Source organism: Synechocystis sp. IPPAS B-1465 (assembly GCF_003015225.1).
GTDB lineage: Bacteria > Cyanobacteriota > Cyanobacteriia > Cyanobacteriales > Microcystaceae > Synechocystis.
In genome coordinates, this window is sequence record NZ_CP028094.1 from 1,244,135 (window position 1) to 1,267,131 (window position 22,997).

22 protein-coding genes and 1 riboswitch are annotated in these 22,997 nt (G+C 48.1%); of the genes, 8 read left to right on the top strand and 14 right to left on the bottom strand.

What is annotated here, in order from left to right; translation table 11 throughout:
- Nucleotides 1-77: 77 nt before the first annotated feature.
- Complete coding sequence (gene rsfS / locus C7I86_RS05860; RefSeq protein ID WP_010872333.1) at nt 78-542, top strand: ribosome silencing factor; 465 nt, start codon at nt 78-80, stop codon at nt 540-542.
- 32 nt (nt 543-574) lie between these two features.
- Here the strand turns inward: rsfS and C7I86_RS05865 are convergent, their stop codons facing one another.
- Nucleotides 575-1,735 carry an AZOBR_p60025 family cell surface glycopolymer formation protein gene (locus C7I86_RS05865; RefSeq protein ID WP_020861659.1) on the bottom strand — a complete coding sequence of 387 codons (1,161 nt, stop codon included), beginning with the start codon at nt 1,733-1,735 and terminating at the stop codon, nt 575-577.
- Between the two features lie 139 nt (nt 1,736-1,874).
- Here C7I86_RS05865 and hemC point away from each other — a divergent pair, with 139 nt between their 5' ends.
- The 3 genes from hemC to pta all read left to right on the top strand — a co-directional run bounded on the left by hemC (nt 1,875) and on the right by pta (nt 7,218).
- On the top strand, nt 1,875-2,837 hold the full coding sequence (gene hemC, locus C7I86_RS05870; protein ID WP_010872335.1) for a hydroxymethylbilane synthase: 963 nt from the start codon (nt 1,875-1,877) through the stop codon (nt 2,835-2,837).
- A gap of 129 nt (nt 2,838-2,966) precedes the next feature.
- Complete coding sequence (locus tag C7I86_RS05875; RefSeq protein WP_010872336.1) at nt 2,967-4,859, top strand: GNAT family N-acetyltransferase; 1,893 nt, start codon at nt 2,967-2,969, stop codon at nt 4,857-4,859.
- Between the two features lie 265 nt (nt 4,860-5,124).
- Entirely contained in the window at nt 5,125-7,218 is a 2,094-nt protein-coding gene (pta, locus tag C7I86_RS05880; RefSeq protein ID WP_010872337.1) for a phosphate acetyltransferase, read from the top strand.
- 57 nt (nt 7,219-7,275) lie between these two features.
- On the opposite strand, the gene C7I86_RS05885 is transcribed toward pta, so the two are convergent.
- The 4 genes from C7I86_RS05885 to C7I86_RS05900 all read right to left on the bottom strand — a co-directional run bounded on the left by C7I86_RS05885 (nt 7,276) and on the right by C7I86_RS05900 (nt 10,422).
- Nucleotides 7,276-7,890 carry a hypothetical protein gene (locus tag C7I86_RS05885; RefSeq protein ID WP_010872338.1) on the bottom strand — a complete coding sequence of 205 codons (615 nt, stop codon included), beginning with the start codon at nt 7,888-7,890 and terminating at the stop codon, nt 7,276-7,278.
- Between the two features lie 61 nt (nt 7,891-7,951).
- A complete protein-coding gene (sfsA, locus tag C7I86_RS05890; protein ID WP_010872339.1) occupies nt 7,952-8,665 on the bottom strand; it encodes a DNA/RNA nuclease SfsA in 714 nt (237 codons plus the stop codon).
- A gap of 53 nt (nt 8,666-8,718) precedes the next feature.
- Nucleotides 8,719-9,306 (bottom strand): DUF1997 domain-containing protein, encoded by a 588-nt coding sequence (locus C7I86_RS05895; protein ID WP_010872340.1) that lies wholly within the window; start codon nt 9,304-9,306, stop codon nt 8,719-8,721.
- Nucleotides 9,307-9,465: 159 nt separating this feature from the next.
- On the bottom strand, nt 9,466-10,422 hold the full coding sequence (locus C7I86_RS05900; RefSeq protein WP_010872341.1) for an RNA polymerase sigma factor, RpoD/SigA family: 957 nt from the start codon (nt 10,420-10,422) through the stop codon (nt 9,466-9,468).
- Between the two features lie 97 nt (nt 10,423-10,519).
- On the opposite strand from C7I86_RS05900, the gene C7I86_RS05905 reads away from it, so the two are divergent.
- Entirely contained in the window at nt 10,520-10,723 is a 204-nt protein-coding gene (locus tag C7I86_RS05905; protein ID WP_020861660.1) for a hypothetical protein, read from the top strand.
- An 84-nt stretch (nt 10,724-10,807) separates the two neighbouring features.
- On the opposite strand, the gene C7I86_RS05910 is transcribed toward C7I86_RS05905, so the two are convergent.
- The 4 genes from C7I86_RS05910 to C7I86_RS05925 form a co-directional block, all read right to left on the bottom strand.
- Nucleotides 10,808-11,434, bottom strand: coding sequence for a 7-carboxy-7-deazaguanine synthase QueE (locus tag C7I86_RS05910; protein ID WP_010872342.1), 627 nt, complete (start codon nt 11,432-11,434; stop codon nt 10,808-10,810).
- A gap of 153 nt (nt 11,435-11,587) precedes the next feature.
- Nucleotides 11,588-12,946: a UDP-N-acetylmuramoyl-L-alanine--D-glutamate ligase gene (murD, locus tag C7I86_RS05915; RefSeq protein ID WP_010872343.1), complete on the bottom strand. Its 1,359-nt coding sequence runs from the start codon at nt 12,944-12,946 to the stop codon at nt 11,588-11,590.
- Between the two features lie 180 nt (nt 12,947-13,126).
- The gene (locus tag C7I86_RS05920; RefSeq protein WP_010872344.1) at nt 13,127-14,434 is read right to left on the bottom strand and encodes a pitrilysin family protein; all 1,308 of its coding nucleotides are present in this window, start codon (nt 14,432-14,434) and stop codon (nt 13,127-13,129) included.
- An 8-nt stretch (nt 14,435-14,442) separates the two neighbouring features.
- The gene (locus C7I86_RS05925) at nt 14,443-15,735 is read right to left on the bottom strand and encodes a pitrilysin family protein (protein ID WP_010872345.1); all 1,293 of its coding nucleotides are present in this window, start codon (nt 15,733-15,735) and stop codon (nt 14,443-14,445) included.
- Nucleotides 15,736-15,909: 174 nt separating this feature from the next.
- A riboswitch (cobalamin riboswitch) is annotated at nt 15,910-16,051 on the top strand.
- Between C7I86_RS05925 and C7I86_RS05930 the strand changes: the two genes are divergently transcribed.
- The gene (locus tag C7I86_RS05930; protein ID WP_060492345.1) at nt 16,038-16,676 is read left to right on the top strand and encodes a HupE/UreJ family protein; all 639 of its coding nucleotides are present in this window, start codon (nt 16,038-16,040) and stop codon (nt 16,674-16,676) included. It overlaps the preceding riboswitch by 14 nt.
- A gap of 55 nt (nt 16,677-16,731) precedes the next feature.
- Complete coding sequence (gene ispG, locus C7I86_RS05935; RefSeq protein ID WP_010872347.1) at nt 16,732-17,943, top strand: (E)-4-hydroxy-3-methylbut-2-enyl-diphosphate synthase; 1,212 nt, start codon at nt 16,732-16,734, stop codon at nt 17,941-17,943.
- 153 nt (nt 17,944-18,096) lie between these two features.
- On the opposite strand, the gene C7I86_RS05940 is transcribed toward ispG, so the two are convergent.
- The 4 genes from C7I86_RS05940 to C7I86_RS05955 form a co-directional block, all read right to left on the bottom strand.
- Nucleotides 18,097-18,513 carry an HNH endonuclease gene (locus C7I86_RS05940; protein ID WP_010872348.1) on the bottom strand — a complete coding sequence of 139 codons (417 nt, stop codon included), beginning with the start codon at nt 18,511-18,513 and terminating at the stop codon, nt 18,097-18,099.
- Nucleotides 18,506-18,862 (bottom strand): hypothetical protein, encoded by a 357-nt coding sequence (locus C7I86_RS05945; RefSeq protein WP_010872349.1) that lies wholly within the window; start codon nt 18,860-18,862, stop codon nt 18,506-18,508. The genes C7I86_RS05940 and C7I86_RS05945 overlap by 8 nt, the downstream gene beginning before the upstream one ends.
- Before the next feature lie 148 nt (nt 18,863-19,010).
- Nucleotides 19,011-22,241, bottom strand: a complete 3,231-nt coding sequence (gene gyrB / locus C7I86_RS05950; protein ID WP_020861663.1) for a DNA topoisomerase (ATP-hydrolyzing) subunit B — start codon at nt 22,239-22,241, stop codon at nt 19,011-19,013.
- 134 nt (nt 22,242-22,375) lie between these two features.
- A complete protein-coding gene (locus C7I86_RS05955; protein ID WP_010872351.1) occupies nt 22,376-22,633 on the bottom strand; it encodes a chlororespiratory reduction protein 7 in 258 nt (85 codons plus the stop codon).
- A gap of 79 nt (nt 22,634-22,712) precedes the next feature.
- Here C7I86_RS05955 and C7I86_RS18730 point away from each other — a divergent pair, with 79 nt between their 5' ends.
- Complete coding sequence (locus C7I86_RS18730; protein ID WP_158299074.1) at nt 22,713-22,889, top strand: hypothetical protein; 177 nt, start codon at nt 22,713-22,715, stop codon at nt 22,887-22,889.
- On the opposite strand, the gene C7I86_RS05960 is transcribed toward C7I86_RS18730, so the two are convergent.
- On the bottom strand, nt 22,872-22,991 hold the full coding sequence (locus tag C7I86_RS05960) for a photosystem II protein Y (RefSeq protein ID WP_010872352.1): 120 nt from the start codon (nt 22,989-22,991) through the stop codon (nt 22,872-22,874). The two genes, C7I86_RS18730 and C7I86_RS05960, sit on opposite strands and share 18 nt — an antisense overlap.
- Between the last annotated feature and the right edge of the window lie 6 nt (nt 22,992-22,997).

The following is a 22,997-nucleotide window of genomic DNA, read 5'->3' on the forward strand; positions in this document are numbered from 1 at the left end:
TTCCCAGGGGTTCTAGCTACACTAGAAAAGTAACCCTTAACCTGTCCATCGTTTTTTGGAGTTGACCGAATCCTAATATGACTGAAATTTCCCGCTTCGATGCATACCCCCCCACTTTGACCGTTAATCCCATCGTTCCCGCCGATGCCCCCGCCACTGAACATCTGGTGTGGACCATTGCCCAAGCCGCGGAAGAACGTAAAGCAGGGGATTTAGTCATTCTCAAGGTGACGGATGTGTCCTATCTGGCGGATTATTTTGTCATCTGTACCGGATTTTCCCGCACCCAGGTCCGGGCGATCGCCGACAACATTGAAAAACAAGTGGAACTGGTGCACGGTCAACTGCCTACCCATACGGAAGGGAACAGTGAAAGCATTTGGGTGTTACAGGATTTTGGTGATGTTCTCGTCCATACCTTTATGCCAGAGGAACGGGAATTTTATAAGCTGGAAGCTTTTTGGGGCCATGCCCAGGAACAAACTTTAGCTGATATTGCCACTGCGATCGGTGTTGCCTACAATGCTCCTACTTCTCCTTAGGGTGTTTAGATCCCACACTGATCCCTGCCTAGTCAGGATTTGAGCAATAAGAAAGTCACCGTACCCAGGCCGGAGATCGCCAAGTAGGGCCAACGGATCAACTTCGAGGTTGGGGCCATGGCCAGGATCGTGAGTAGAAAAAGGTCGAGAAAAACTCGGCTGTAATTGAGGTAGTAATTGAGAATATAAAAGCTGGCCACCAGTAACAAACCGCCATAGAGCCAGCCGCCGTAGGCTAAGGTTCTGTTGCTTTGACGCCGGGGCAGGGTAAGCCAAATGAGTAATGCCAGACTTAGCAAGAATAACAGCCAGAGATAGGCCTCGTAGATGTTGTTACCCGTCAGTCCTGCTTGAATCAAACTCTGAAATTTTTCCCCTATCCCCACCAATGGCCAACCGAAATTGCCGGTGCCACTGCCCCCTGGCAACTGTCGCCAACGGATATAGCCTAACCAAAGGGTCAAGGGAATAAGGCTGAGTAATAACGCGACCATCGATCGCCATTGTTGATTTTGCACCAACGTTAGAGCAATGGCCAGCCAGATAATTAACGATGTTTCCCTGGTTAATAACGCTAGGGCCAAGAGGATAGGCACCAGCCACCATTTTTTACTTTGATGGGGGGGAAATATTTGCTGACAGACCACTGCCCCCATACTGAAAGCACTGGCCAGTAAGTCCGCTGTGGAGAGAAATAGCACCATCCAAATCCCTGGAATGGCCAGCACTATTAAGACTCCAATGGTTTTCTGTTTTTGAGATTGAAAATAAACAGCAGTTAAGCCTGTACAAACGGCGATCGCCAAAATATTAATCAACACCAAAGCCCAGGGAATTAACACCGGATTGCCTAAACCAAGCAGATAGCCCAGCAGAGGATAAAGAATACGGCGATAACGATAGCTGGGATGATCAAGGGCCGCAATGGAGCCGTCATTTTGTAACCCCGGATCCAGGGCAATGGTTAAAAATTGTTGGCCGTCGTAACCCAATTCCCCTTGGTAAATTAACGTTTCCGCCGGATTCAACAATGGGGACAGGGGCAGCACCGAACCAATGCGGAAAAATCCCGTGATCTGCCCGTCAAATTTTGCCCAGTAGAAATACCCCGCCACTGCGATCGCCAGCCCCAAGGCCACCAACATCGCTTTATAAATGTCTTGACAATCAGTGTTTTGAGCAATCTTTTCCACGGCGATCGGGTTGGGATGATAACAATAGAAGCCAAGATTAGGGAGTTTCCTCCATTGCTTCACAGAAGGAAAACCAAGGCCGATAGCCTCTGATGCTATGCTAGATCGAGTCTATTTTTAACAATATTTTTTAAGTTTCATGACTGTTTCGACCTCTGCTCCCACAGTTCGGATAGGCTCACGGAAAAGCCAACTAGCCCTCGTGCAAACCTATTGGGTGCAGGAAGAATTGCAAAAACACTTCCCCGATCGCCAATTCGATGTCGAAACCATGGAAACCCAGGGGGATAAAATCCTCGATGTGGCCCTAGCAAAAATTGGGGATAAGGGACTATTCACCCAAGAACTTGAAGACGGCATGTTGGGAAAAAGAACCGACTTAGCTGTTCACTCCCTCAAAGATTTGCCCACTAATTTGCCAGCGGGCTTGATGCTGGGCTGCGTGACCAAACGGGTTAATCCCGCCGACGCTTTGGTTTTAAATGCTAAACACCAAGGCAAAGATTTGGCTTCCTTGCCGGAAGGGGCGGTGATTGGCACCTCTTCCCTCCGTCGTTTGGCCCAACTGCGCTACCACTTTCCCCATTTAACCTTTAAGGATGTGCGGGGCAACGTTAATACCCGTTTGGCCAAATTGGATAGTAATGAGTACGATGCCATCATTCTGGCCGCCGCTGGTTTGGAACGGTTAGACATGGCCAATCGCATTGACCAACTAATTCCCCCGGAAATTTCTCTCCATGCTGTGGGTCAAGGGGCTTTGGGCATCGAGTGTCGTGAAGGCGATCAAGAAATTCTCAGCCTGTTGAAAGTGTTGGAAGACGAAAATAGCCGGGATCGTTGCTTAGCGGAACGGGCCTTTTTGCGCCAACTAGAAGGGGGGTGCCAAGTGCCTATCGGTGTTAATACCCATTTAGATGGCGACAATTTAACCCTTACCGGCATGGTGGCCAGTTTGGATGGCCAAAGGTTAATTAAAGATACCCTCAGCGCTCCCCGGAAAGAAGCGGAAAAATTGGGTCAGGATCTTGCCCTCAAACTCCGGGAACAGGGAGCAGGGGAAATCCTAGCGGAAATCTTAGCGGAAGCTGGCCGGGGATAAACTGTCCGGTTCTAAGCGGAGGCTGGATTTGGCATCCGGACGTGCAAAGTTGCCTGTTTCGAGTTGAAAGAGATAATCTGGCCTTGATGGGGGAAACAGCTTCACTCATATCTTCCCCGGTCAAGAACTATGCCCAACTCTGATCGCCAGGAACAGTTAGCCCAACTACGGAGCCAATATCCCGAAAAGTTTGCGTCCTACAGTGAAATTTTTAGCCATATCCACCGGGGCGATCGCCTGTTTATCAGCACGGCCTGTGGGGAACCGCAGTACTTAGTGCAGGAGTTGGTCAACTATGTGCAAGCCCATCCTAAATCCCTATTTGATGCGGAAGTGCTCCAGGTTTGGACTCTAGGTTTAGCACCCTACACCGACAGTAAATTTGCCAAAAACTTTCGCCATAATTCCTTTTTCATTGGCCACCACACCCGTAGCGCCGTTAACGAAGGTTTAGCAGACTACACCCCCATTTTTCTTTCCCAGGTACCAGGGCTATTTGAGCAGGGATTTGTCCCTATCGATGTGGCTTTAATTCAAACTTCTTATCCCGATGACCATGGTTACGTCAACCTAGGGGTGAGTGTGGATATTGTTAAAGCGGCGGTGGAGCAGGCCTGTTTGGTAATCGCCCAAATGAATAGCCAGGTGCCCAGAATCCACGGGGATGGCTTTATTGCCTTGGAAAAATTGGACTATATCATTGCCCACGATGAACCGCTGTTGGAATATCAAATGGAGCGGGACAATATTCTCGCCAGCCGTATTGGAAAATATGTTGCTAGCTTGATCCAAGATGGGGACACGATTCAAGTGGGTTACGGTAGTATTCCCGATGCAGTATTGAGTTATTTAGGCAATAAGAAAAATTTGGGAGTGCATACGGAATTAATTTCCGATGGGCTGGTGCAATTGCTCAAAAGTGGGGCAGTGAATAACAGCCAAAAAACAAGAAATCGGGGCAAAGTAGTGGCAACTTTTTGCATGGGCAGTCGGAGTACTTATGATTATTTAAACGATAATCCCGCTGTGGAATTTCGCACCGTTGATTACACCAACAATCCCATTATCATTGCCCATCACGACAATATGGTGGCCATTAATAGTGCCTTGGAAATTGATTTGACGGGGCAGTCCACCGCCGAATCCCTGGGCAGTAATTTTTACAGTGGCATTGGCGGCCAAGCGGATTTTATGCGGGGAGCAGTGATGGCCAATGGGGGACGTACTATTTTGGCTTTGGAGTCCACCGCCGAAAATGAAACCATTTCTCGCATTGTGCCCTTTTTGCGGGAAGGGGTAGGCATTACCCTCAATCGAGGCGATATTCATTATGTAGTAACAGAGTATGGCATTGCCTATCTCCACGGTAAAAATATTCGGGAACGGGCCATGCAGTTAACGGCGATCGCCCATCCCAAATTCCGTCCCTGGTTAATTGAGCAGGCGAAAAAAAATCATTTAATTTACGCTGACCAAGCTTTCATTGCCGGGCAACATGGGGAATATCCGGAAAAGCTGGAAACCTATCGCACCACCCGCACCGGACTAGAATTGTTATTGAGACCAGTGAAATTTAACGATGAACCTAACCTAAAAAATTTTTTTTACTCCCTCTCCGATGAAAGTTTGGTAAGGCGTTTTATGTCAGTGCGTACTGATATGTCTCACCAGAGATTACAACAGTTTTCTGTGATTAACTACAACGAAGAAATAATTATTCTGGCGATCATCAAACAGCAACATCAAGAAGCCATTGTGGGGGTGGGTCAGTATGCCCTCAACGAAGATAGTCACACAGCCGATGTCGCTTTTGTGGTGCGGGATGATTACCATAACCAAGGCATTGGTGCTCTGCTGTTGAATTATTTAACCCAATTGGCCAAAAAACAAGGTTTACTGGGTTTTACCGCTGATGTTTTACTGGAAAATCGAGCCATGTTGCATCTATTTGAGAAGATGAACTTTCGCATGGAACGACGTATGAGCGAAGGGGTTTACGAATTAAAAATGTTTTTTAGTTGAGCCGTCTTCTTTCTGCTAATTTATTGAAGGAATTTTTGATGCTGGCGTTAGTAATTTTACCGCTTCTTAGATTTATTAAAATCTCGTCATAAAACTTTACTGACTAGCGGTTTATTTTCTGGCTAAAAGCGCTATCACTTAAGTAGGTGGAATTGGCAGATTTGTAGTAGTTGATACTTAACTTTTTAGGGAATATCGCTGTGGGAAAAATCGAGATCATTTTCCCAGAAAAATCATTGCTGGATACGTTGAGGTTATTTAAATTATGACGAGTTCCCTTTATTTAAGCACCACCGAAGCCCGCAGCGGTAAATCTCTAGTAGTATTGGGCATTTTAGACTTAATTCTCAAAAAAACCACCCGTATTGCCTATTTTCGTCCCATTATTCAAGACCCAGTTAATGGCAAACATGATAACAACATTATTCTGGTGCTGGAAAATTTTCGTCTCCAACAAACCTATACCGATTCCTTTGGTTTGTATTTCCATGAAGCGGTGAGTTTAGCCTCCGATGGAGCTATTGATCAGGTATTAGACCGAATTTTGGCTAAATATCGCCATTTGGCAGATCAAGTAGATTTTATTCTCTGTGAAGGCTCAGACTATTTGGGGGAGGAATCGGCTTTTGAATTTGATCTCAACACCACGATCGCCAAGATGTTGAACTGCCCCATTTTGCTGTTGGGCAATGCCATGGGCAACACCATTGCCGATAGTTTGCAACCCATCGATATGGCCCTGAATAGCTATGACCAAGAGTCTTGTCAGGTGGTGGGGGTAATCATTAACCGAGTGCAGCCCGAATTAGCCACAGAAATTCAAGCCCAACTGGAACAGCGTTATGGCGATCGCCCGATGGTGTTGGGCACTATTCCCCAGGACATTATGCTCAAAAGTCTGCGCCTGAGGGAAATTGTCAGCGGGCTCAATGCCCAAGTACTCAGCGGTGCGGATTTGCTCGATAACTTGGTCTATCACCATTTAGTGGTGGCGATGCACATTGCCCACGCCCTCCATTGGTTGCACGAAAAAAATACCCTAATTATTACCCCTGGCGATCGGGGCGACATCATTCTGGGGGTGATGCAGGCCCACCGCTCCCTCAACTATCCCAGCATTGCCGGTATTTTGCTCACTGCAGATTACCATCCCGAACCGGCCATTATGAAACTAATTGAAGGGCTACCCGACGCCCCTCCCCTGTTGCTGACTAGCACCCACACCCATGAAACTTCCGCCCGTTTGGAAACTCTCCACCCTGCCCTGAGCCCTACGGATAATTATAAAATTCGCCACAGTATTGCGCTGTTTCAACAACAAATTGATGGGGAGAAATTACTCAATTACCTTAAAACCATCCGCAGTAAAGGTATTACCCCCAAACTGTTTCTCTACAATTTAGTTCAAGCCGCCACCGCCGCCCAACGACATATTGTCCTACCGGAAGGGGAAGAAATTCGTATTCTCAAGGCGGCCGCTAGCTTAATTAACCACGGCATTGTCCGTTTGACTTTACTCGGTAACATTGAGGCGATCGAGCAAACGGTAAAAATTAATCACATTGACTTAGATTTGAGCAAAGTTCGCCTCATTAATCCTAAAACTAGCCCAGACCGAGAGCGCTACGCCGAAACCTATTACCAGCTACGTAAACATAAGGGGGTAACCCTGGCCATGGCTCGGGATATCCTCACCGATATTTCCTATTTTGGAACGATGATGGTGCATTTGGGAGAGGCCGATGGCATGGTTTCTGGCTCCGTCAATACCACCCAACATACCGTGCGTCCTGCTTTACAAATTATTAAAACCCAGCCAGGTTTTTCCTTGGTTTCTTCAGTCTTTTTTATGTGTTTAGAAGACCGAGTTTTGGTCTATGGAGATTGTGCTGTTAATCCCGATCCCAATGCAGAACAGTTAGCAGAAATTGCCCTTACTTCTGCGGCTACGGCCAAGAATTTTGGCATTGAGCCCAGGGTAGCTCTATTGTCCTATTCTTCCGGTTCTTCTGGGCAAGGGGCCGATGTGGAAAAAGTGCGGCAAGCCACGGCGATCGCCAAGGAAAGAGAGCCAGATTTAGCATTGGAAGGGCCGATCCAGTATGATGCGGCGGTGGATTCCACAGTGGCGGCCCAAAAAATGCCTGGGTCAGCGGTGGCGGGTAAAGCAACGGTGTTTATTTTTCCCGATTTAAATACCGGTAACAATACTTACAAGGCAGTGCAAAGAGAAACAAAGGCGATCGCCATTGGCCCCATTTTACAAGGATTAAATAAACCAGTTAATGATCTAAGTCGGGGTTGTTTAGTGGAGGATATTATTAATACGGTGGTAATTACAGCTTTGCAAGTTAAATAATTTTACTCTTAATTAGTTAAAATGATCCCTTGAATTACCTTGATTTTGCCCTCCAAACTACCAATAGCTGGGCCGAAAATTGGCATCATTTAAAATCACCAACGTGTCCCCGGACGGAGCTAGCACAAACAGACCCTTACCATAGGCATAGCTGACCACTTCTTGGCTTAACACCATGGCTGCCACTGCACCTAAAGCTTTAACATCCCGGTAGCGGGGCATAAACTGTTTGAATTTACCCAACCGTTCCAGATGCTCATCCACATCCTTTTCCGTTAACTTACTTTTTACTTCAATTAAAATAGCTTGGGTTTCATTGACTACTAACAGGTCAATTTCTAATCCCCCATCTTCCCGTTGTACCGATACGCCAGGATGAAACTCATGGACGTCAATGCCTCTATCCTGAAACAGTCCCACCACAGCGGGTCTAACTTGCCATTCCACAAATTCCCCCAACCGATTACTGAGTTTACCCACATCCCTACTAACTCGTTTGATGTAACGCTCTGTCTCTTGGAAGCGGCGATCAGTTTCTTGAAAACGGCGATCAAGCTCTTGTCCCTGTTCCTTAAAGAGGCGCTCGGTCTCACGCAAATTTTGCTGGGTCTGTTTTTGGGAGGCGGCAAGTTCGGCTAATATTTGCCAGACGTCATCGGCGGTGGTGGCCATGGTAGTAGTAGCAGGGACTGAAACTAGGGAGATAGTCTATTTTAACTCTCCGAATAAATTGTCAAACCACTAACTCTGCCATGCCAAGGAATTTAACCCCCTCCGGATTAACCATAAATCGACAGGGCATTACCTCCACCCCAGCGGCGATCGCCTGACGGAATAGTTCTCCATAACGGCGATCGTAGGCATCTCCGGGGGAAAAATGGGTACAATCACCCCGATTGATGAAGTAAAGCATCACTGCCCGGGCTGTAGGGAGAATATCTATTAACTCCTGGAGATGTTTTTGCCCTCTGGTGGTTTCCGTATCGGGAAATAAAGCCAATTTTTCTTGGGACAAGGTAGTATTTTTTACTTCTACATAAATTGACTTTTCTTCTGGCTTAGTGAGCAAAAAGTCAATACGACTTTTTTTATCTTTACCATAGGGAACTTCGGGCTTAAAAGTATCGTAGCTGTTCGTTAAGTTAGGAAAAATCCTATCAGCCAAAGCCTGCTTGATGACCCGATTGGGCAAGGCAGTGTTTACCCCAACCCACGTACCATCAATTTGGATCATTTCCCAGGTATAGGCTAATTTACGCTGGGGATTATCACTCTTAGACAGGTAGACCTGCGCCCCAACTTGGCACACCCCTGTCATGGGGCCAGTGTTAGGACAATGAGCTGTGACTATCTCACCATTATCTAACTCCACATCAGCTAAAAAGCGTTTGTAGCGTTTTACCAAAATGCCACTAATTAGAGGCGGATAGGGATAGAGAAAGTCCATTAATTTTGTTTAACTGGGCCCACCGAGGAAATCGTCTTTAAATAGTTGAGTAACTAAATTGCTTCCAAAGCTTCAGCAGTGGGAGAAGCCTGGGTTACTAGATTATCATTCTGCTGGGCCAACCACTGTTGATAATCTGCCAATAGTTGTCCTTGGAGTCGTTGTTTGATGCGGGCCAAAACTCCCCGCAATAGACCATTGGCCGCCATTTCTAACAACGGCTTTGGAGTTAACCAAAGGGCCTGGGGCAAATCTACTCCCACTTGCAAATCTGCTTTGCCCTGGAGGAGGGTATGGCCATCTTGGCAATAGGGAGCCAAACGACCTTTTAATTGCAAACTAAAGCGATGGTTAATATAGTCGATGCCCCGGATTTCACAGCTTTCCGATTCTAAAAATACAGTGCCAGTGGCGTTGGCCCACACTTTCAGTACCACTGTGGGTTGAAAATGATAAATATCTAAAAAATTGAGCGGTCGCATTTTCAATCTAAACTGATCGCCTGGTAGCACTTCCATCAATTTAGGGTCGGCGATCGCCTGGACTAGGCGCTGGGGTTGGCGTAAATAGTGCTGCAAACTAGGCAGAGGTTCAGACTGCCGCAGTTGTAATTGTTCGGTGGCGGAAAAGGTAACTCGCATAATTTATTGTTGTTCCTTTTATTCCAGGGGTGAGGTTTGCTGAAAAGGAGAATTGTTAAATTTATTTACATTTCTTAAAAATGCTGGTAGGGATTATACGGTTTTTAGGCCATTGATCCCGTCAAAACCAGGGGTAACGTAATGAAAGTTAGCTTTTCTTTAGCTAGCTAAATATTCCTGGATCATGGACTTGCGTTTGCGTAATTTATTTAGGGCTTCCCGCTCAATCTGCCGCACCCGTTCCCGACTGATGCTGAGCATGGAGCCAATGCTCGCCAAGGTTAGGGGTTGGCCATCATTGAGGCCAAAGCGGAGAATGAGAACTTCCCGTTGTTGGGGCGTTAATTCCGCCATCAGGCTATCGAGATCCAACTGTAGGGAGGCATAGGTGGCAAAATCCTCTGGTAAAGGACCGTCGTCTTCCAACAAATCCCCTAACTCAGTATCTTGGTTGTCCCCCACCCGTAAATCCAAGGAAAGGGGATGGCGAGAGCGCTCCAAATATTCCCGCACTTGCTTGGGAGTTAATTCTAGATGTTCCGCCAATTCCGCAATGGAAGCGGCCCGACCCTTTTCCTGGGAAAGTTGTCTTTGGGCTTTTTTAATTTTGTTTAACTTTTCCGTAATGTGGATTGGTAAACGGATGGTGCGGCTCTTTTCGGCGATCGCCCTGGTGATGGCCTGGCGGATCCACCAATAGGCATAGGTGGAAAACCGATAACCCTTGGTGGGGTCAAACTTCTCTACCCCCCGTTGCATACCAATGGTGCCCTCTTGGATGAGGTCAAGTAGGTCTAGATTACGCTTGAGATATTTTTTGGCGACAGATACCACCAGCCGGAGGTTAGCCTCCACCATTTTGCGCTTGGCCCGTTCCCCTTCCTTGATGGCTTTTTCTAATTCTCGAATGGACAAATCGGCCGCCTTAGCCCACTCGCTGGGGGAAACCGGCTCGCCATCCTTGCCTTCGGCCAAAGACTTCTTGATTTCGTTGAGGCTAACAACCTGTTGGATTTGCTTAGCATAAACAATCTCTTCCTCATGGGTGAGCAGGGGCACACGACCAATTTCTCTGAGATAGGCACGGACGGAATCGGGGCTGGTTCTGGCAGTCATCTTGGATTAGGGATTTCAGTGGAAGAATCACAGTGGTAGACCAATAAACCCAGGGAACGCCATGTTAGTAATATTCGAGACGGACTGGGCTAGGTAAATGACGGATAATGCCTGTCCGATGGGGGCGTTTGGGACAACTGGAAACGGACGATTGATGGGGAATGACTGGGATCAATCCACTAATAATACTAAACAATTCTTTAAGTTTTGTAAAGTTTTTTGTGAAGCACATACTCCTCCAGAGGCTATCGTCTGGGTTAAGAAGGCAATAAAAAACGCAAAAATCCCCCATAAAGCTTGATTTCTCTAGGGTTAGGAGTTTTTAAGTTTGATTATGAGAAAACTTTACAATTCCTGAAAATAGCTCCCCAGCACTGACCGGAGACTAGCGCACGCCCAAATATTTATGAGTTTGCAGGCTCAAGCGCCATTGGGAATGGGTGAGGATATAGGCAAAGATTTTTTCATTCATTGCTTCCGTTTCCCATTCAGCTTGTAAATAGAGCGGAGTACCGGGGCTAATTTTCCTAGCTTCCATTTCCGCCCAGTCAAAATCCTCATCCTGACTGATAATCACTTTCAATTCGTTGGCCAGGGGATAAATTGCTGCCTGGGGAAGCTTATAGGGTTTGGGGGACAGGGTAATCCAGTCAAATTGACCTGTCAGTGGGTAAGCGCCGGACGTTTCCAAATGCAGACGTAAACCCTGGTTTTTCAGGGTTTTACAGAGGGGTTGTAGGTCGTGCATGAGGGGTTCTCCCCCCGTAATCACCACAAAGCTCGGTTTAGCCGTAACTGCCTGTTGCACAAGTTCTGTCACTGTTTGTCGGGGATGGTGTTGGGTAGGCCAGGTTTCCTTTTGGTCACACCAAGGGCAATGAACATCACAACCCCCAAGGCGAATAAAAAAGGCATTGCCGCCAGCCCAAGCTCCCTCCCCCTGTAGGGAATGGAAAGTTTCCGCAATGGGATAGGACACAGTTAACAATTCAGAAATGGGGCCCATACTCATACTTCACTCAAACACTAGCTGTTCACCAAACTTCCCCAAATTCCCCATGGTCGGGAATATCGCCATAACATTAGTTCGGCCGTTCCTCTAGGTAGGGTAAAGAGATTTAAAAACAAGGCCGGGTAAGCTCATCATTAACCAAATACAACTAAGCTAAACCAATCCTAAACAACAGGCACGGAAATCTTCTCCCCGTTCCTCAAAGCTATTATATTGGTCGAAACTGGCACAGGCCGGGGAAAGCAAGACTGCACTGGCATTGTTTTTACTTGCTAACTCTAATCCTCGCTGAACGGCATTGGCCATGGTTTCCACTATTTCGTAATTCTCATAACCCACTGCCTTTAACCTGGTTGCAAAGTTGGGGGCTGCATCACCAATCAGTAAAACCGCCACCGCTTTTTGCCTAATTTGGGCTAACCAAGCTTGATCATCCCCTTCTTTCGCTTCTCCCCCTGCGATCAGAATGGTGGGGCCTTTCATGGAAGATAGCCCTACTTCCGCCGCATCATAGTTGGTGGCCTTACTATCATTGATAAATTGCACTCCATTGATGGTGCAAATGGGTTCCAAACGATGGGGTACCCCGGTGAAAGTTAACAAGGTCTCTGTGATCGCTTTTTTGTCTATGCCCGCTAAACGGGCGGCGGCGATCGCCATTAGTAAATTTTGTTGGTTATGTTGCCCAGGCATTTTGAACAGGTTAATGGGGGCAATTAATTCCCCAAAGGCATTAACCCAATTATCCTGGAGGTAAACCCCCTGTTTGGGATCACAAAGACCAGCCAGATGATTAGCTCCCTGGGTACTAGTCCAATGGGCTTGGGGGTAAAGGTTGGGGCCGTGGCTGTGGAGATGGGGATCATCGCCGTTGAGCACCTGGATGGCGGAGCGGGAAAGCAAACTAGCTTTAATGTTGAAATAATTCTCTAGGGTTTTGTGACGACTGAGGTGATCCGGCGTAAAGGTTGTCCAGAGACCAATTTGGGGTGCAAGGGTGGGGGAAGACTCAATTTGATAACTGCTAATTTCCGCCACAATCCAATCGTAGTTTTGGTTTTGCAAGACCAGTTCACAGGCCGCATAGCCAATGTTGCCGCAGGCCGGAGCATTCAGCCCAGCTTTTTGAAAAATTGCTTGTACTAAAGAGGTGGTGGTGGTTTTTCCGTTGGTGCCCGTAATGCCCACCCAAGGCACCGCATGGAGGTACTGCCAAGCTAATTCCAATTCCCCTGTCACTTCCACTCCCTTTTCCCGGGCCGCCACCAACAGAGGAATATCCCAGGGCACTCCTGGGCTCACTACAATGCGTTCGGGCCAAGCTTCCTTAACTGGGTCCAGGCGATCGCCTAGTTTGAGGCTGATTCCTTCCTGGACCAAGGGTTGTCCCATATGCCGGAGTTGGTCGTTATCCGCCTGATCAAATACCGTCACCTGCCAGCCATCCCGATGCAACACTCGAGCGGCGGCAATACCGGAACGTCCTAACCCAATTACACAAGCCTGGGGCATATGGTTTGACTTTACTGTTAAAAACTATTGAAAGTTGGGGGCAAAAAGGGAACGCCCCTGGCATCGATGTCGCACCATTTTAGCTTTGAGGGGGATCACCGCCAACTAACCAAAACCCCCCCAGGGATAAAGCCGGGATATTTCGGCTCAATTTAAGATTTTTTGCCGCTTGATTGGGCATTACACCAAAGCAGAAGACACTTGGCTTTGTCCTTCCGCCACTAGGTCAAAATATTTCGCCAAACCTTCCTCTGGCCCCACCACGGAGAGATAGGGTTCGGCTAAATAGGTTTGGGCCACCCGTTGGGCATCGACCTCCGTTACCTTCTGCACCTGTTCCTGGAATTCGCTGTCAAAGGCTATACCCAAACCCAAGGTTTCGTACCAGCCAAATAAATGGGCGATTTCCCCATTGGTTTGTTTGCCCAAAGCATATTGCCCCAATAGTTTGTTCTGCGCCGCTTTAATTTCCCCTTCCTCCAATCTTTCTTCACATAATCGGTCCGTTTCTGCCCTTAATCCCGCAATGGCGATCGCCGTATTTTCTGGAGCAGTGCCCATGTAGGTGACAAATTGGGAAGAACCTAAGCGGGTGGGATAAAAAGCCGACACGTCGTAGGCTAAACCCCGTTTTTCCCTTAATTCCACAAATAAACGACTAGAGAGGCCGTTACCAAGGTAGGTACTGAGCAATTTCAAAGGCGCATAATCTTCGTGTTTAACTCCGACTCCTAAATAACCCAAAAGCACCACCGACTGCTGGGTCGCCTGGGGAGTGAGCTGTTCTTGGGGGCAGGCATTTAACGGCGTTAGGATCGGACAAACAATCGATTGTTCCGGAATAACCCAATCCCCAAAACTAGTTTCGACCCAATCCTGGGCCTGGGCTAGGGTCAACCGTCCCGCCAAGCTGATTACCAAATTATCGGGGCGAAAATAGGCCTGGTGATATTCCCACAGATCCTGGGCAGTAAAGTGGGGCACCACCTCTTCGCTACCCAAAATGGAGTAACCGTAGGGATGGTTGGGATACATGGATTGGCGCAGTTGGTGGAAGGCCACGTTAAAGGGCTGTTCCCGCTGGGACTGAATTGCCTGGACAATTAAGCGTTTTTCCAGTTCAATTTCCCCCACGTCAAACCTGGGGTAACGCAGAATTTCTGCCGCTAAATCGAGGATGACAGGAAAATCGGCGGTGACGGTCTTTAAACTCAAAGCCCAGTAATCACTGGCCGCATCTGCCCCTAAATTAGCCCCTAAGGATTCGACAAATTCGGCAATGTCCAAGGCCGATCGCCGTTTAGTGCCCTTGGTGATCACTGTGGCCATGAGATTGGAAAGCCCCACTTTTTGGGGAGAGTCCCAACAAGCCCCTGCTTGCTTTAAAAAAATCCGCCCCGCCACCAGATCCGCCGCTGGATTTTCTGCACAGATGAGGGTAATGCCGTTATCGAGAACAAGACGATGGATGGACTGATGATTACGCATAGATAGGGCTAGGATTCGGCTGCTTCTAGAAGTACCAGGGCATAGGCACCGGTGGACAGGTATCGCTGGGCTAGGGTTTGTAGGGCCTCGGGCCAATATTGTCTGACAATCTGGGGATAAGCGATCGCCAACTCAGCGGTGGCCAAGGTTTGATAGTAACCGTACAGACCCGCCAGTTGGGCCGGGGTTTCGGTGGAAAAAATAAAGTCATTACAGAGTAGCCGTTGGGCCCGGGCCAGCTCTGCTGTGCTGATGGGAGTAGTTTGCAAAGTTTGAATGGCGGCGCAAATTTCCGCTTCTACCCTTTCCGCTTGGGCTGAAGTTAGGTAGGCATTGATTGTGAACAGACTGGCTTCTTTTTGCAGGGAAAAACAACTCTGGATGTCAAACACTAGCCCCAATTCTTCCCGCAGGCGTTGCACTAACCGGGCACAATGGCTCCCTGCCAGCACCACAGCCAGTAAATCTAAACCAATATTATCTTGGAGGCGGTCAATGCCGGGGCCATTCCAACCCATGGTTAAACGACTGGGACCCAGTTCCGGTATCCGCAGGGTTTCCCGTTTAATGGTTTGGATAGGATGATTGGGCAGTCTGGTGGTAGGAGGGCATTCGGACCGCACACCAAAATGGTCAAAAATTTCTTCCATATAGGCGATCGCTGCCTTTTCCCGGATATCCCCCACCATCACCACGGTCATATTTTCTGGCTGGTAATGGGTACGGTGGAAGCAACGTAACTGGTTGGCAGTGTAGTTTTGCACCGATGGTGCATCCCCCAATACGGAGCGGCCATAGGCGTGCTGGGGATGGAGTAACTGACAAAGAGCTTGAAATCCCAACCAATCGGGGTCATCTTCACTGCCCCGGATTTCCTCCAGCACCACCTCTCGCTCGTAGAAAAGACATTCTTCGGGGACTTCTGCTTGTAAAAGAATTTCCGCTAGGTAGGGTAATGTGCGGGGTAAATAGTCCGCCGCTGTGGTGAGGTAAAAATGGGCGTAATCATGGCTGGTGGCGGCGTTGGCCATGCCTCCGTTGTATTCAATTACCTGGTCAAACGCCCCCGGGGGCACCCGCTTTGTGCCCTTAAAAATCATGTGTTCCAGCAGATGGGCCACCCCCGGCCAAGCATCCGGTTCGGCGATCGCTCCGGCCCGCACCCACACATCTACCACCGCCACAGGAACCGTGGGCACATCCTGGTGGATCAGGGTTAACCCCTGGTCAAAGGTAAAAATTTTGGCCGGAAAATCCGGTTTGGTCGGGCACAGTTGCACAGACACAAGGCGTATATCCATTGGGGTCTATGCCTTCTATCCTAGGCGATCGCCGTCTTAACCGTCGGTTAACCCCCCATCATTTTGTCTGCCTTTCGTGACAAGGTTGCCGGGAGTAAAATTTTTTGTCCCCCTACAGCTAAGGCTACCTGCACAGGCCCCTGTGGAAAAAGGGAGGAAAATCCATGCTAGGGTTGGGGACTAAGTTTAGTTGGTTCCATTGGGTAACAGCCAGTGGAGGTAACGGGGAAAAGCTGGTGCAAAGCCAATACTGTCCCGCAACTGTGATGGGCCCAGGCCCTAAGTCAGGATGCCCGCCAACGATGGCCGATTCCGTTAATCAAATCTGCGAGGTACAGGTTGTGAATGTTACAGGTTTATCTAATTTACTGACTTTCCCCCGGCTCCTAGCCCACCATCCCTTTGGGGGCCATACCCCCAGTAATTTCCTGGAAGGTTTCCTCTCCGGCCTGGGGCACCCCGTCATTGGCCTAGACCACCTTGCTTTTGTCATTGCCATTGGCCTGATTGCCGCTGGGTTACGCTACGGTTGGCTAATGCCCCTCATTTTTGTCGCCACGGCGATCACCGGCACAGGGTTGCATTTAATTGGGGCTAATCTGCCCCAGCCAGAATTGGTCATCGCCGGTTCCGTACTTTTATTCGGCATCTTCCTTGCTTTGGGTCGTCCTCTGCCATCTCCCCTAGTAATGGGATTAGCCGCTGTGGCCGGTATGTTCCATGGCTACGCCTATGGAGAAGCCATTGTCGGGGCGCAAATGAATCCCGTTGCCGCCTATTTGCTCGGTTTTTCCTTCATTCAACTAGCGATCGCCATGGGAGTCTATGCCTTAGCCAAGGGCTGGTACGAAACCAAAGAAACCTTGCTCAATCTAAGATTTATTGGCTTTCTGCTAACAGGAGTAGGACTAGCCTTCACCTCCGGCGCCTTGTTGGGGTAATTGCTTATGGGATAATAGGTTGCCTACAGTTTTTGATTAAAAACTAAACCTTCCCATGGTAACCGCTTCCCTGCCGACCCCTGTCCAGCCCGAGTTCGACACTACTATCCATCGCCGCAAAACCCGCCCTGTACCAGTAGGCGCTGTCACCGTTGGCGGTGGCCATCCTGTGGTGGTGCAATCCATGATTAATGAAGACACCCTCGATGTGGATGGTTCCGTCGCTGGCATTCGTCGCCTCCACGAAATTGGTTGTGAAATTGTCCGGGTAACGGTGCCCAGCATGGCCCACGCCAAAGCCCTAGCGGATATCAAGCAGAAATTACAAGCTACTTACCAAGCCGTGCCCCTGGTGGCAGACGTACATCACAACGGCATGAAAATTGCTCTGGAAGTAGCCAAACACGTCGATAAAGTCAGGATTAACCCAGGGCTATACGTTTTTGAAAAGCCCGATGCCCAACGGGAAGGCTACAGCGACCAGGAATTTGCTGAAATTGGCGAAAAAATTCGTGAAACCCTGGAACCATTGGTAATTTCCCTACGAGATCAAGGGAAATCGATGCGGATCGGCGTTAACCATGGTTCTCTCTCCGAAAGAATGCTTTTTACCTACGGGGATACCCCCGAGGGCATGGTGCAATCGGCCCTGGAATTCATCAAAATTTGTGAGTCCTTAGATTTCCGCAACCTAGTCGTTTCCATGAAAGCGTCCCGGGTACCGGTAATGTTGGCCGCCTATCGCCTCATGGTGAAACGTATGGACGAGTTGGGCATGGATTATCCCCTCCATCTAGGGGTTACCGAAGCCGGGGATGGGGAATATGGCCGCATTAAATCCACCGCTGGCATTGCCACCCTTTTAGCTGATGGCATTGGCGATACTATCCGGGTATCCCTCACCGAAGCCCCCGAAAAAGAAATTCCCGTTTGCTACAGCATTCTCCAGGCGCTGGGTTTGCGGAAAACCATGGTGGAATATGTGGCCTGTCCTTCCTGTGGCCGCACGTTGTTCAACTTGGAAGACGTGTTACATGAAGTCCGAGAAGCCACTAAACATCTAACGGGTTTAGACATCGCCGTCATGGGCTGTATTGTCAATGGCCCCGGGGAAATGGCCGATGCCGACTATGGCTATGTGGGTAAACAAGCCGGTTACATTGCCCTCTACCGTGGTCGGGAAGAAATTAAACGAGTACCCGAAACCGACGGCGTACAGGAATTAATTAACCTGATCAAGGCCGATGGCCGTTGGGTTGACCCTTAATCTATTCCTCAAAACTTCCCACACAAAAAACTAAGCAAGGCTCGCCAGCGGGCCCATACTTGATTTTGTTTAGCACATATCAATTGGTGGTTTTCAGGAGCAAAGGAAATAGCCAATGAAAGGTTCCAGTCTGGACTGTCCACTTGTTTTGAGTCAGAGTTCCCCTATTTTTGCCAAGATTTGGCGGACAGTAAGGCTTTCTACCCGATTGATGCGGAGTAGGTTAGCTGTTACTCGCCCGATCGCCGTTTTGGGTTGAACGAGTCCGCTTATGGATTCAAGGGTGAAGTGGTTTGTCCAGATGTCTTTTCTTGGATTGTAGAGTCTAACAGTTTCCCCTGTATGGGGGTCGATAGAAGCGATATCACTGCCTTTGGCTTGGTTACAGAGGGAAAAGGAAAAAGCTAGGTTTTCAGGGGTACTGTGGCCTCCATGTTTTTCGGCAATGATATGATCAACATGGTGGGAAGACAGAGATAGCGCTTCAGGGATGAGGCAATATTCACAGGAATGGTTAGCCCGATCACTAACGAGACGTCGTAGGGATGGGGAAATATAGCTCTTACTCATGGGGCTGGAGTTTAAGCCGGGCTTGGGCCTTTGCCAGTCGCACGAGATGTTCTATAAATTCATATTGTTGCCAAAGGCGTTGCTCTTTCTGGTTTAGACCTTGGGTTCGATTTTTCTCCAGGAGAGTTTCGATCTCAGCCTGCAGGGTGGGAGAAAGATGGAGATCAAGGATTTGTTGCGGGCTGGGGAGTTGAGCCAAAAATTCGAGGATTTCAGTAAGTCCAGACAAACCAGTGCTGGGATTGGCGTTTAGTTGCTGTATACCGAGGGCTAATATTTGCGGCAAGTCTTCCTGGAGAGGTTGAAGCTGTTGGGCAATGTCGTCGGGGATGTCTAGAGTAATTTGCATGCTTAACCTTTACTAAATAATGGTAAATCGAGCATAGACACTTTTGGCGATCGCCAATGTGAACCTTGCTTTTTTGCCTCCATTAACCAAATACTCCGATCCCTAGGCACAGTGTCAACACCATGCCTACATTGCCGGAGAAAAAAGGCTAGATATCCAAGTCAGTTAGATCCAACTTGGTGCCATAGGTTTCGATGAATTCCCGGCGGGGAGCTACCCGATCGCCCATCAACACCGTAAAAATGCGATCGGCTTCAGCGGCATCTTCAATGTGGACACGTTTCATGGTGCGGCTTTCAGGATTCATCGTGGTATCCCAGAGTTGTTGGGGCATCATTTCCCCTAAACCTTTAAAACGCTGGATGGTGTAATTAGCATTGGGGGGAAACTGACTGATTTGCTCCTGCAATTCCCGGTCGGAATAACAATAGAAATGGTTTTTACCCCGCTCCAGTTTGTACAACGGCGGACAGGCAATGTAAATGTAGCCTTGGTCCACCAAATCCCGCTGATAACGGTAGAAGAAAGTCAACAAAAGAGTGCGTATGTGCGCTCCATCTACATCAGCATCGGTCATAATTACTACTCTGTGATAGCGGAGGGAAGATATGTCAAAATCATCACCTTTAATGCCCAGACCTAATGCTGTAATTAAGGCTTGAATTTCAGTATTTTTATAAATCTTGGCATCGTCAGTTTTTTCAATATTTAAAATCTTGCCCCGTAAAGGCAAAATTGCTTGGAAACGACGGTCTCGACCTTGTTTTGCGCTGTTATGGACAAACACTCCGCTTGCCAAAGCAAAATTGTGGGTGTGGGGAACCTCAATATCATAAACATCGATTGTTTCTGACACAGCTTCAATATTTACAATTCTGTGATTGTAATTTAATACTGCTTCCCTTGCGAGGTTCTCATCATTCTCGAAATACCGTTCACAGAATCGATCAAAACGTAACAAGGATTTATCTTTAGTCGAAATTCGATAGCTATCGTAAGCAGATATGTCTAAATAACCATTTTCGATCTCAACTTGTTTTAGTGCCGCTAGAGTTTTGCGGTAATAGGTTTGGGCCAGAGCTTCTCGACGTTTTTCTCGAAATTCAGGAGTCCATTGTTCCTTTGTTTTTTTCTGTCGCCATTTCAACAATTCGGGATTATTCCATTGTTTAACCGCATTCTCTGAATATTGTTGTCGTAATCCAGGATTTTGTGCGAAATGTTGACGTACCCTTTCTGCTTGAGCAGTACGATTCTCCGCCTGCGCCCAATATTCCTGTTGAGCACGATTTAGCTGTTCTGCATTTTGCTGACGATAATCCTCATTACTGTCGTAGAAACTACGCCAACTTTCCATCATTGTTAATTTATAGGTTTCATTTTGCCATTGGGCCTGGGCCTGTTTGGACAAAATTGCCCGTGTTTCCGGTGATTGCATCCTTGCGCTCATTTTCCGTCGAAACTCAGGACTTTGGTGAATTCGACGACATTTCTCTACCACATCAGGGCGATGTAATGTTTTACTAATGTGCTTACGGTGAAGCGCTAAATGTTTTTCAGGGGATAAGCGAATTAAATTATCGGGATTATTATTCCGCTTATTAAAGTCTTTGTGATGGCAATGTTGTTTTTCTTCTGCAATATAAATTCCCTGCCAACGATTATACCAGTCTGCAACTAAATGGGTAAATAGCCAGCTATCGGAACGGGGACTCCAAACCATTTCATAGCCATCAATTGTAATACCAGAATCTTCCGTAGTCGAAATTTTTCGGTGTAACGGCATTAACGAATCATCGAGAGTTAAATCCATCGCACATTTGTAGCTCCCATCCCGCAACATGAATTTATGATCCGGGGTGCAAATAATAGACTCACCATTGTCCAACGTAACCTTGATTACCTTCGCATTAGTTTTTGTTTTGCGGGCATTGATGATTTTTTCAACCCCTATAGAACCATCATGGCGGATGGTATAACAAAAGTTTTGTTTTCCTTGTTTTTCTTCTTCAACCAATTGCTCAAAGCTAACGCTACGACCATCAGTTAAAGCGACTAATGTATCTCCAGAAAAACAGCCGCCGGCAGAGTCTCCTTCCACGATGAAAATTTCCGATTCCGAGGGATCTTTGGAGCTACAGTCTGCCAATTTACCCGGTAAAGTTGAAGACTCTAAAACTGATTTACGGCGTACTAATTCCCTGGCTCGACGGGCTGCTTCCGCTGCTTTAAAAGCCTGCACTGCTTTTTCAATGATGGCATCGGCAACCCCAGGATTAAATTCTAAAAATTCCGTTAGAGCTTCCCCCACCAAGGTATCCACAATGCCCCGGACTTCCGTGTTGCCCAATTTAGTTTTGGTTTGTCCTTCAAATTCTGGGTCCGGTACTTTAACGGAAATAACGCCGGTTAGGCCCTCACGAATATTTTCTCCCCCTAAATTACTATCGCCATCCTTTAACTTATTGCGCTTACGGGCAACGGAGTTGAGAGTACGGGTTAAAACCGCTTTTAGACCTTCTAAATGGGTGCCACCATCAATAGTGCGGATATTGTTGGCAAATCCCAAGAGAGTATCACTATACGCATCCACACACCACTGGAGGGCCACCTCCACCTGGACGTCATTTTTTTCCCCGGAAGTGTAAATAATTTCCTCGTGGAGCGGGGTTTTGTCCGTGGTCATATAGGTGACATATTCCCTAATGCCCCCTTCATAATAAAACTGCTCTTCTTTGAGGGAATCCGCCCGGCGATCGCCAAAGGTAATGCGAACCCCAGCGTTGAGGTAGGCCAACTCCTTGAGACGACTGGCCAGGGTATGGTAATCAAACTCGATGCCATCCTTAAAAATCTGGGTGTCTGGCAAAAAAGAAACCTGGGTTCCTGTGGAGTGCCCTTCGTTTGGGGTAGCTTCTAGCGTGCCAATGGGATTGCCCCGCTCAAACCGCTGGAAGTGTTCCTTCCCCTGGCGCCAAACCTTCACTTCCACCCATTCGGACAGGGCGTTAACAACGGAAACCCCTACCCCGTGCAAACCACCGGATACCTTATAGCCACCGCCCCCAAACTTGCCCCCGGCATGGAGTACCGTCAACACTGTTTCCAAGGCCGATCGCCCGGTGGTGGGGTGAATATCGGTGGGAATCCCCCGGCCATTGTCCACTACGGTGACGGAACCGTCGGCATTAATGTCAATTTCAATATGGGTACAATAGCCGGCCAAAGCCTCATCAATGGCATTGTCAACCACTTCATACACTAGGTGATGCAGACCCTTGGGCCCCGTGGAGCCAATATACATCCCTGGGCGCTTACGGACTGGTTCCAACCCTTCCAAGACTTGAATTTGATCGGCACCGTAGTTCGTGGTCGTCATGGTCACTCCAAAATCAGGCTGAGCTTAGGCATCTTTGCTGTGGGATGGCAAAAGCCCTCAAAATCTTAGCACAAAAGGGTTAAAGGCTTTAATATCGGGGACTGAGAACTGATTTGGAGATGGGATCGATCAAGCTATTTTTCCAGACGTACCACATACCATTGCCAAGTACCGCCATCCCCCCGGTCGAGGTCGCAGTAATTGTCCCGTAAATGTTCCGCTTTTGCCGCCAAAGTGGGCAATTTATCCAGTCCCTGGGGCAGGGGAAGATCGTATTCGGCCAAAATCTCCGTCAACTTAGCAGTCATTTCCGCCGGAGTTAGGAATGTTTCTGGTTCCTGGTCCGCCAAGAACACAAACATTTCTTCTTGGTACATCAGTGGATCGACCATGGCAATTGCTAAAAACTGTTGTTGAGGTGGAGATTGGCACTGACTAGTCAAGTGGGGATTTAGTTTTCTGCGTTTCCTGATGGGGCACCAATCTAAAATTTCTCTAGAAATTTCTGCGGTGGAAAAACTTTGCAGTAACCAAGTAACCCCGAAAAGAGTAGCCCCCCCAGCCCAGAGCCAGGAAGGGCCATTGCACAATACTTTCTCGATTCATCGGCGATCGCCGAGACGTTGTGGCCTAGGCTTCGCGACCTAAAACGTCCTGTAACTGCCGGATCGCGGCGGCCCCAATATTGATAGCGGCCCAAGTTGCGGCGATCAGAAGGGGGCTAACAACTACAATTACACGCCAATCCATTGCTGT

Bases quoted from the DNA above. Each gene is read 5' to 3' on its own strand.
- rsfS (WP_010872333.1), top strand. From the start codon at position 78: ATGACTGAAATTTCCCGCTTCGATGCATACCCCCCCACTTTGACCGTT.
- hemC (WP_010872335.1), top strand. From the start codon at position 1,875: ATGACTGTTTCGACCTCTGCTCCCACAGTTCGGATAGGCTCACGGAAA.
- C7I86_RS05875 (WP_010872336.1), top strand. From the start codon at position 2,967: ATGCCCAACTCTGATCGCCAGGAACAGTTAGCCCAACTACGGAGCCAA.
- pta (WP_010872337.1), top strand. From the start codon at position 5,125: ATGACGAGTTCCCTTTATTTAAGCACCACCGAAGCCCGCAGCGGTAAA.
- C7I86_RS05885 (WP_010872338.1), bottom strand. From the start codon at position 7,890: ATGGCCACCACCGCCGATGACGTCTGGCAAATATTAGCCGAACTTGCC.
- sfsA (WP_010872339.1), bottom strand. From the start codon at position 8,665: ATGGACTTTCTCTATCCCTATCCGCCTCTAATTAGTGGCATTTTGGTA.
- C7I86_RS05895 (WP_010872340.1), bottom strand. From the start codon at position 9,306: ATGCGAGTTACCTTTTCCGCCACCGAACAATTACAACTGCGGCAGTCT.
- C7I86_RS05900 (WP_010872341.1), bottom strand. From the start codon at position 10,422: ATGACTGCCAGAACCAGCCCCGATTCCGTCCGTGCCTATCTCAGAGAA.
- C7I86_RS05905 (WP_020861660.1), top strand. From the start codon at position 10,520: ATGACGGATAATGCCTGTCCGATGGGGGCGTTTGGGACAACTGGAAAC.
- C7I86_RS05910 (WP_010872342.1), bottom strand. From the start codon at position 11,434: ATGAGTATGGGCCCCATTTCTGAATTGTTAACTGTGTCCTATCCCATT.
- murD (WP_010872343.1), bottom strand. From the start codon at position 12,946: ATGCCCCAGGCTTGTGTAATTGGGTTAGGACGTTCCGGTATTGCCGCC.
- C7I86_RS05920 (WP_010872344.1), bottom strand. From the start codon at position 14,434: ATGCGTAATCATCAGTCCATCCATCGTCTTGTTCTCGATAACGGCATT.
- C7I86_RS05925 (WP_010872345.1), bottom strand. From the start codon at position 15,735: ATGGATATACGCCTTGTGTCTGTGCAACTGTGCCCGACCAAACCGGAT.
- C7I86_RS05930 (WP_060492345.1), top strand. From the start codon at position 16,038: ATGGCCGATTCCGTTAATCAAATCTGCGAGGTACAGGTTGTGAATGTT.
- ispG (WP_010872347.1), top strand. From the start codon at position 16,732: ATGGTAACCGCTTCCCTGCCGACCCCTGTCCAGCCCGAGTTCGACACT.
- C7I86_RS05940 (WP_010872348.1), bottom strand. From the start codon at position 18,513: ATGAGTAAGAGCTATATTTCCCCATCCCTACGACGTCTCGTTAGTGAT.
- C7I86_RS05945 (WP_010872349.1), bottom strand. From the start codon at position 18,862: ATGCAAATTACTCTAGACATCCCCGACGACATTGCCCAACAGCTTCAA.
- gyrB (WP_020861663.1), bottom strand. From the start codon at position 22,241: ATGACGACCACGAACTACGGTGCCGATCAAATTCAAGTCTTGGAAGGG.
- C7I86_RS05955 (WP_010872351.1), bottom strand. From the start codon at position 22,633: ATGGTCGATCCACTGATGTACCAAGAAGAAATGTTTGTGTTCTTGGCG.
- C7I86_RS18730 (WP_158299074.1), top strand. From the start codon at position 22,713: ATGGGGCACCAATCTAAAATTTCTCTAGAAATTTCTGCGGTGGAAAAA.
- C7I86_RS05960 (WP_010872352.1), bottom strand. From the start codon at position 22,991: ATGGATTGGCGTGTAATTGTAGTTGTTAGCCCCCTTCTGATCGCCGCA.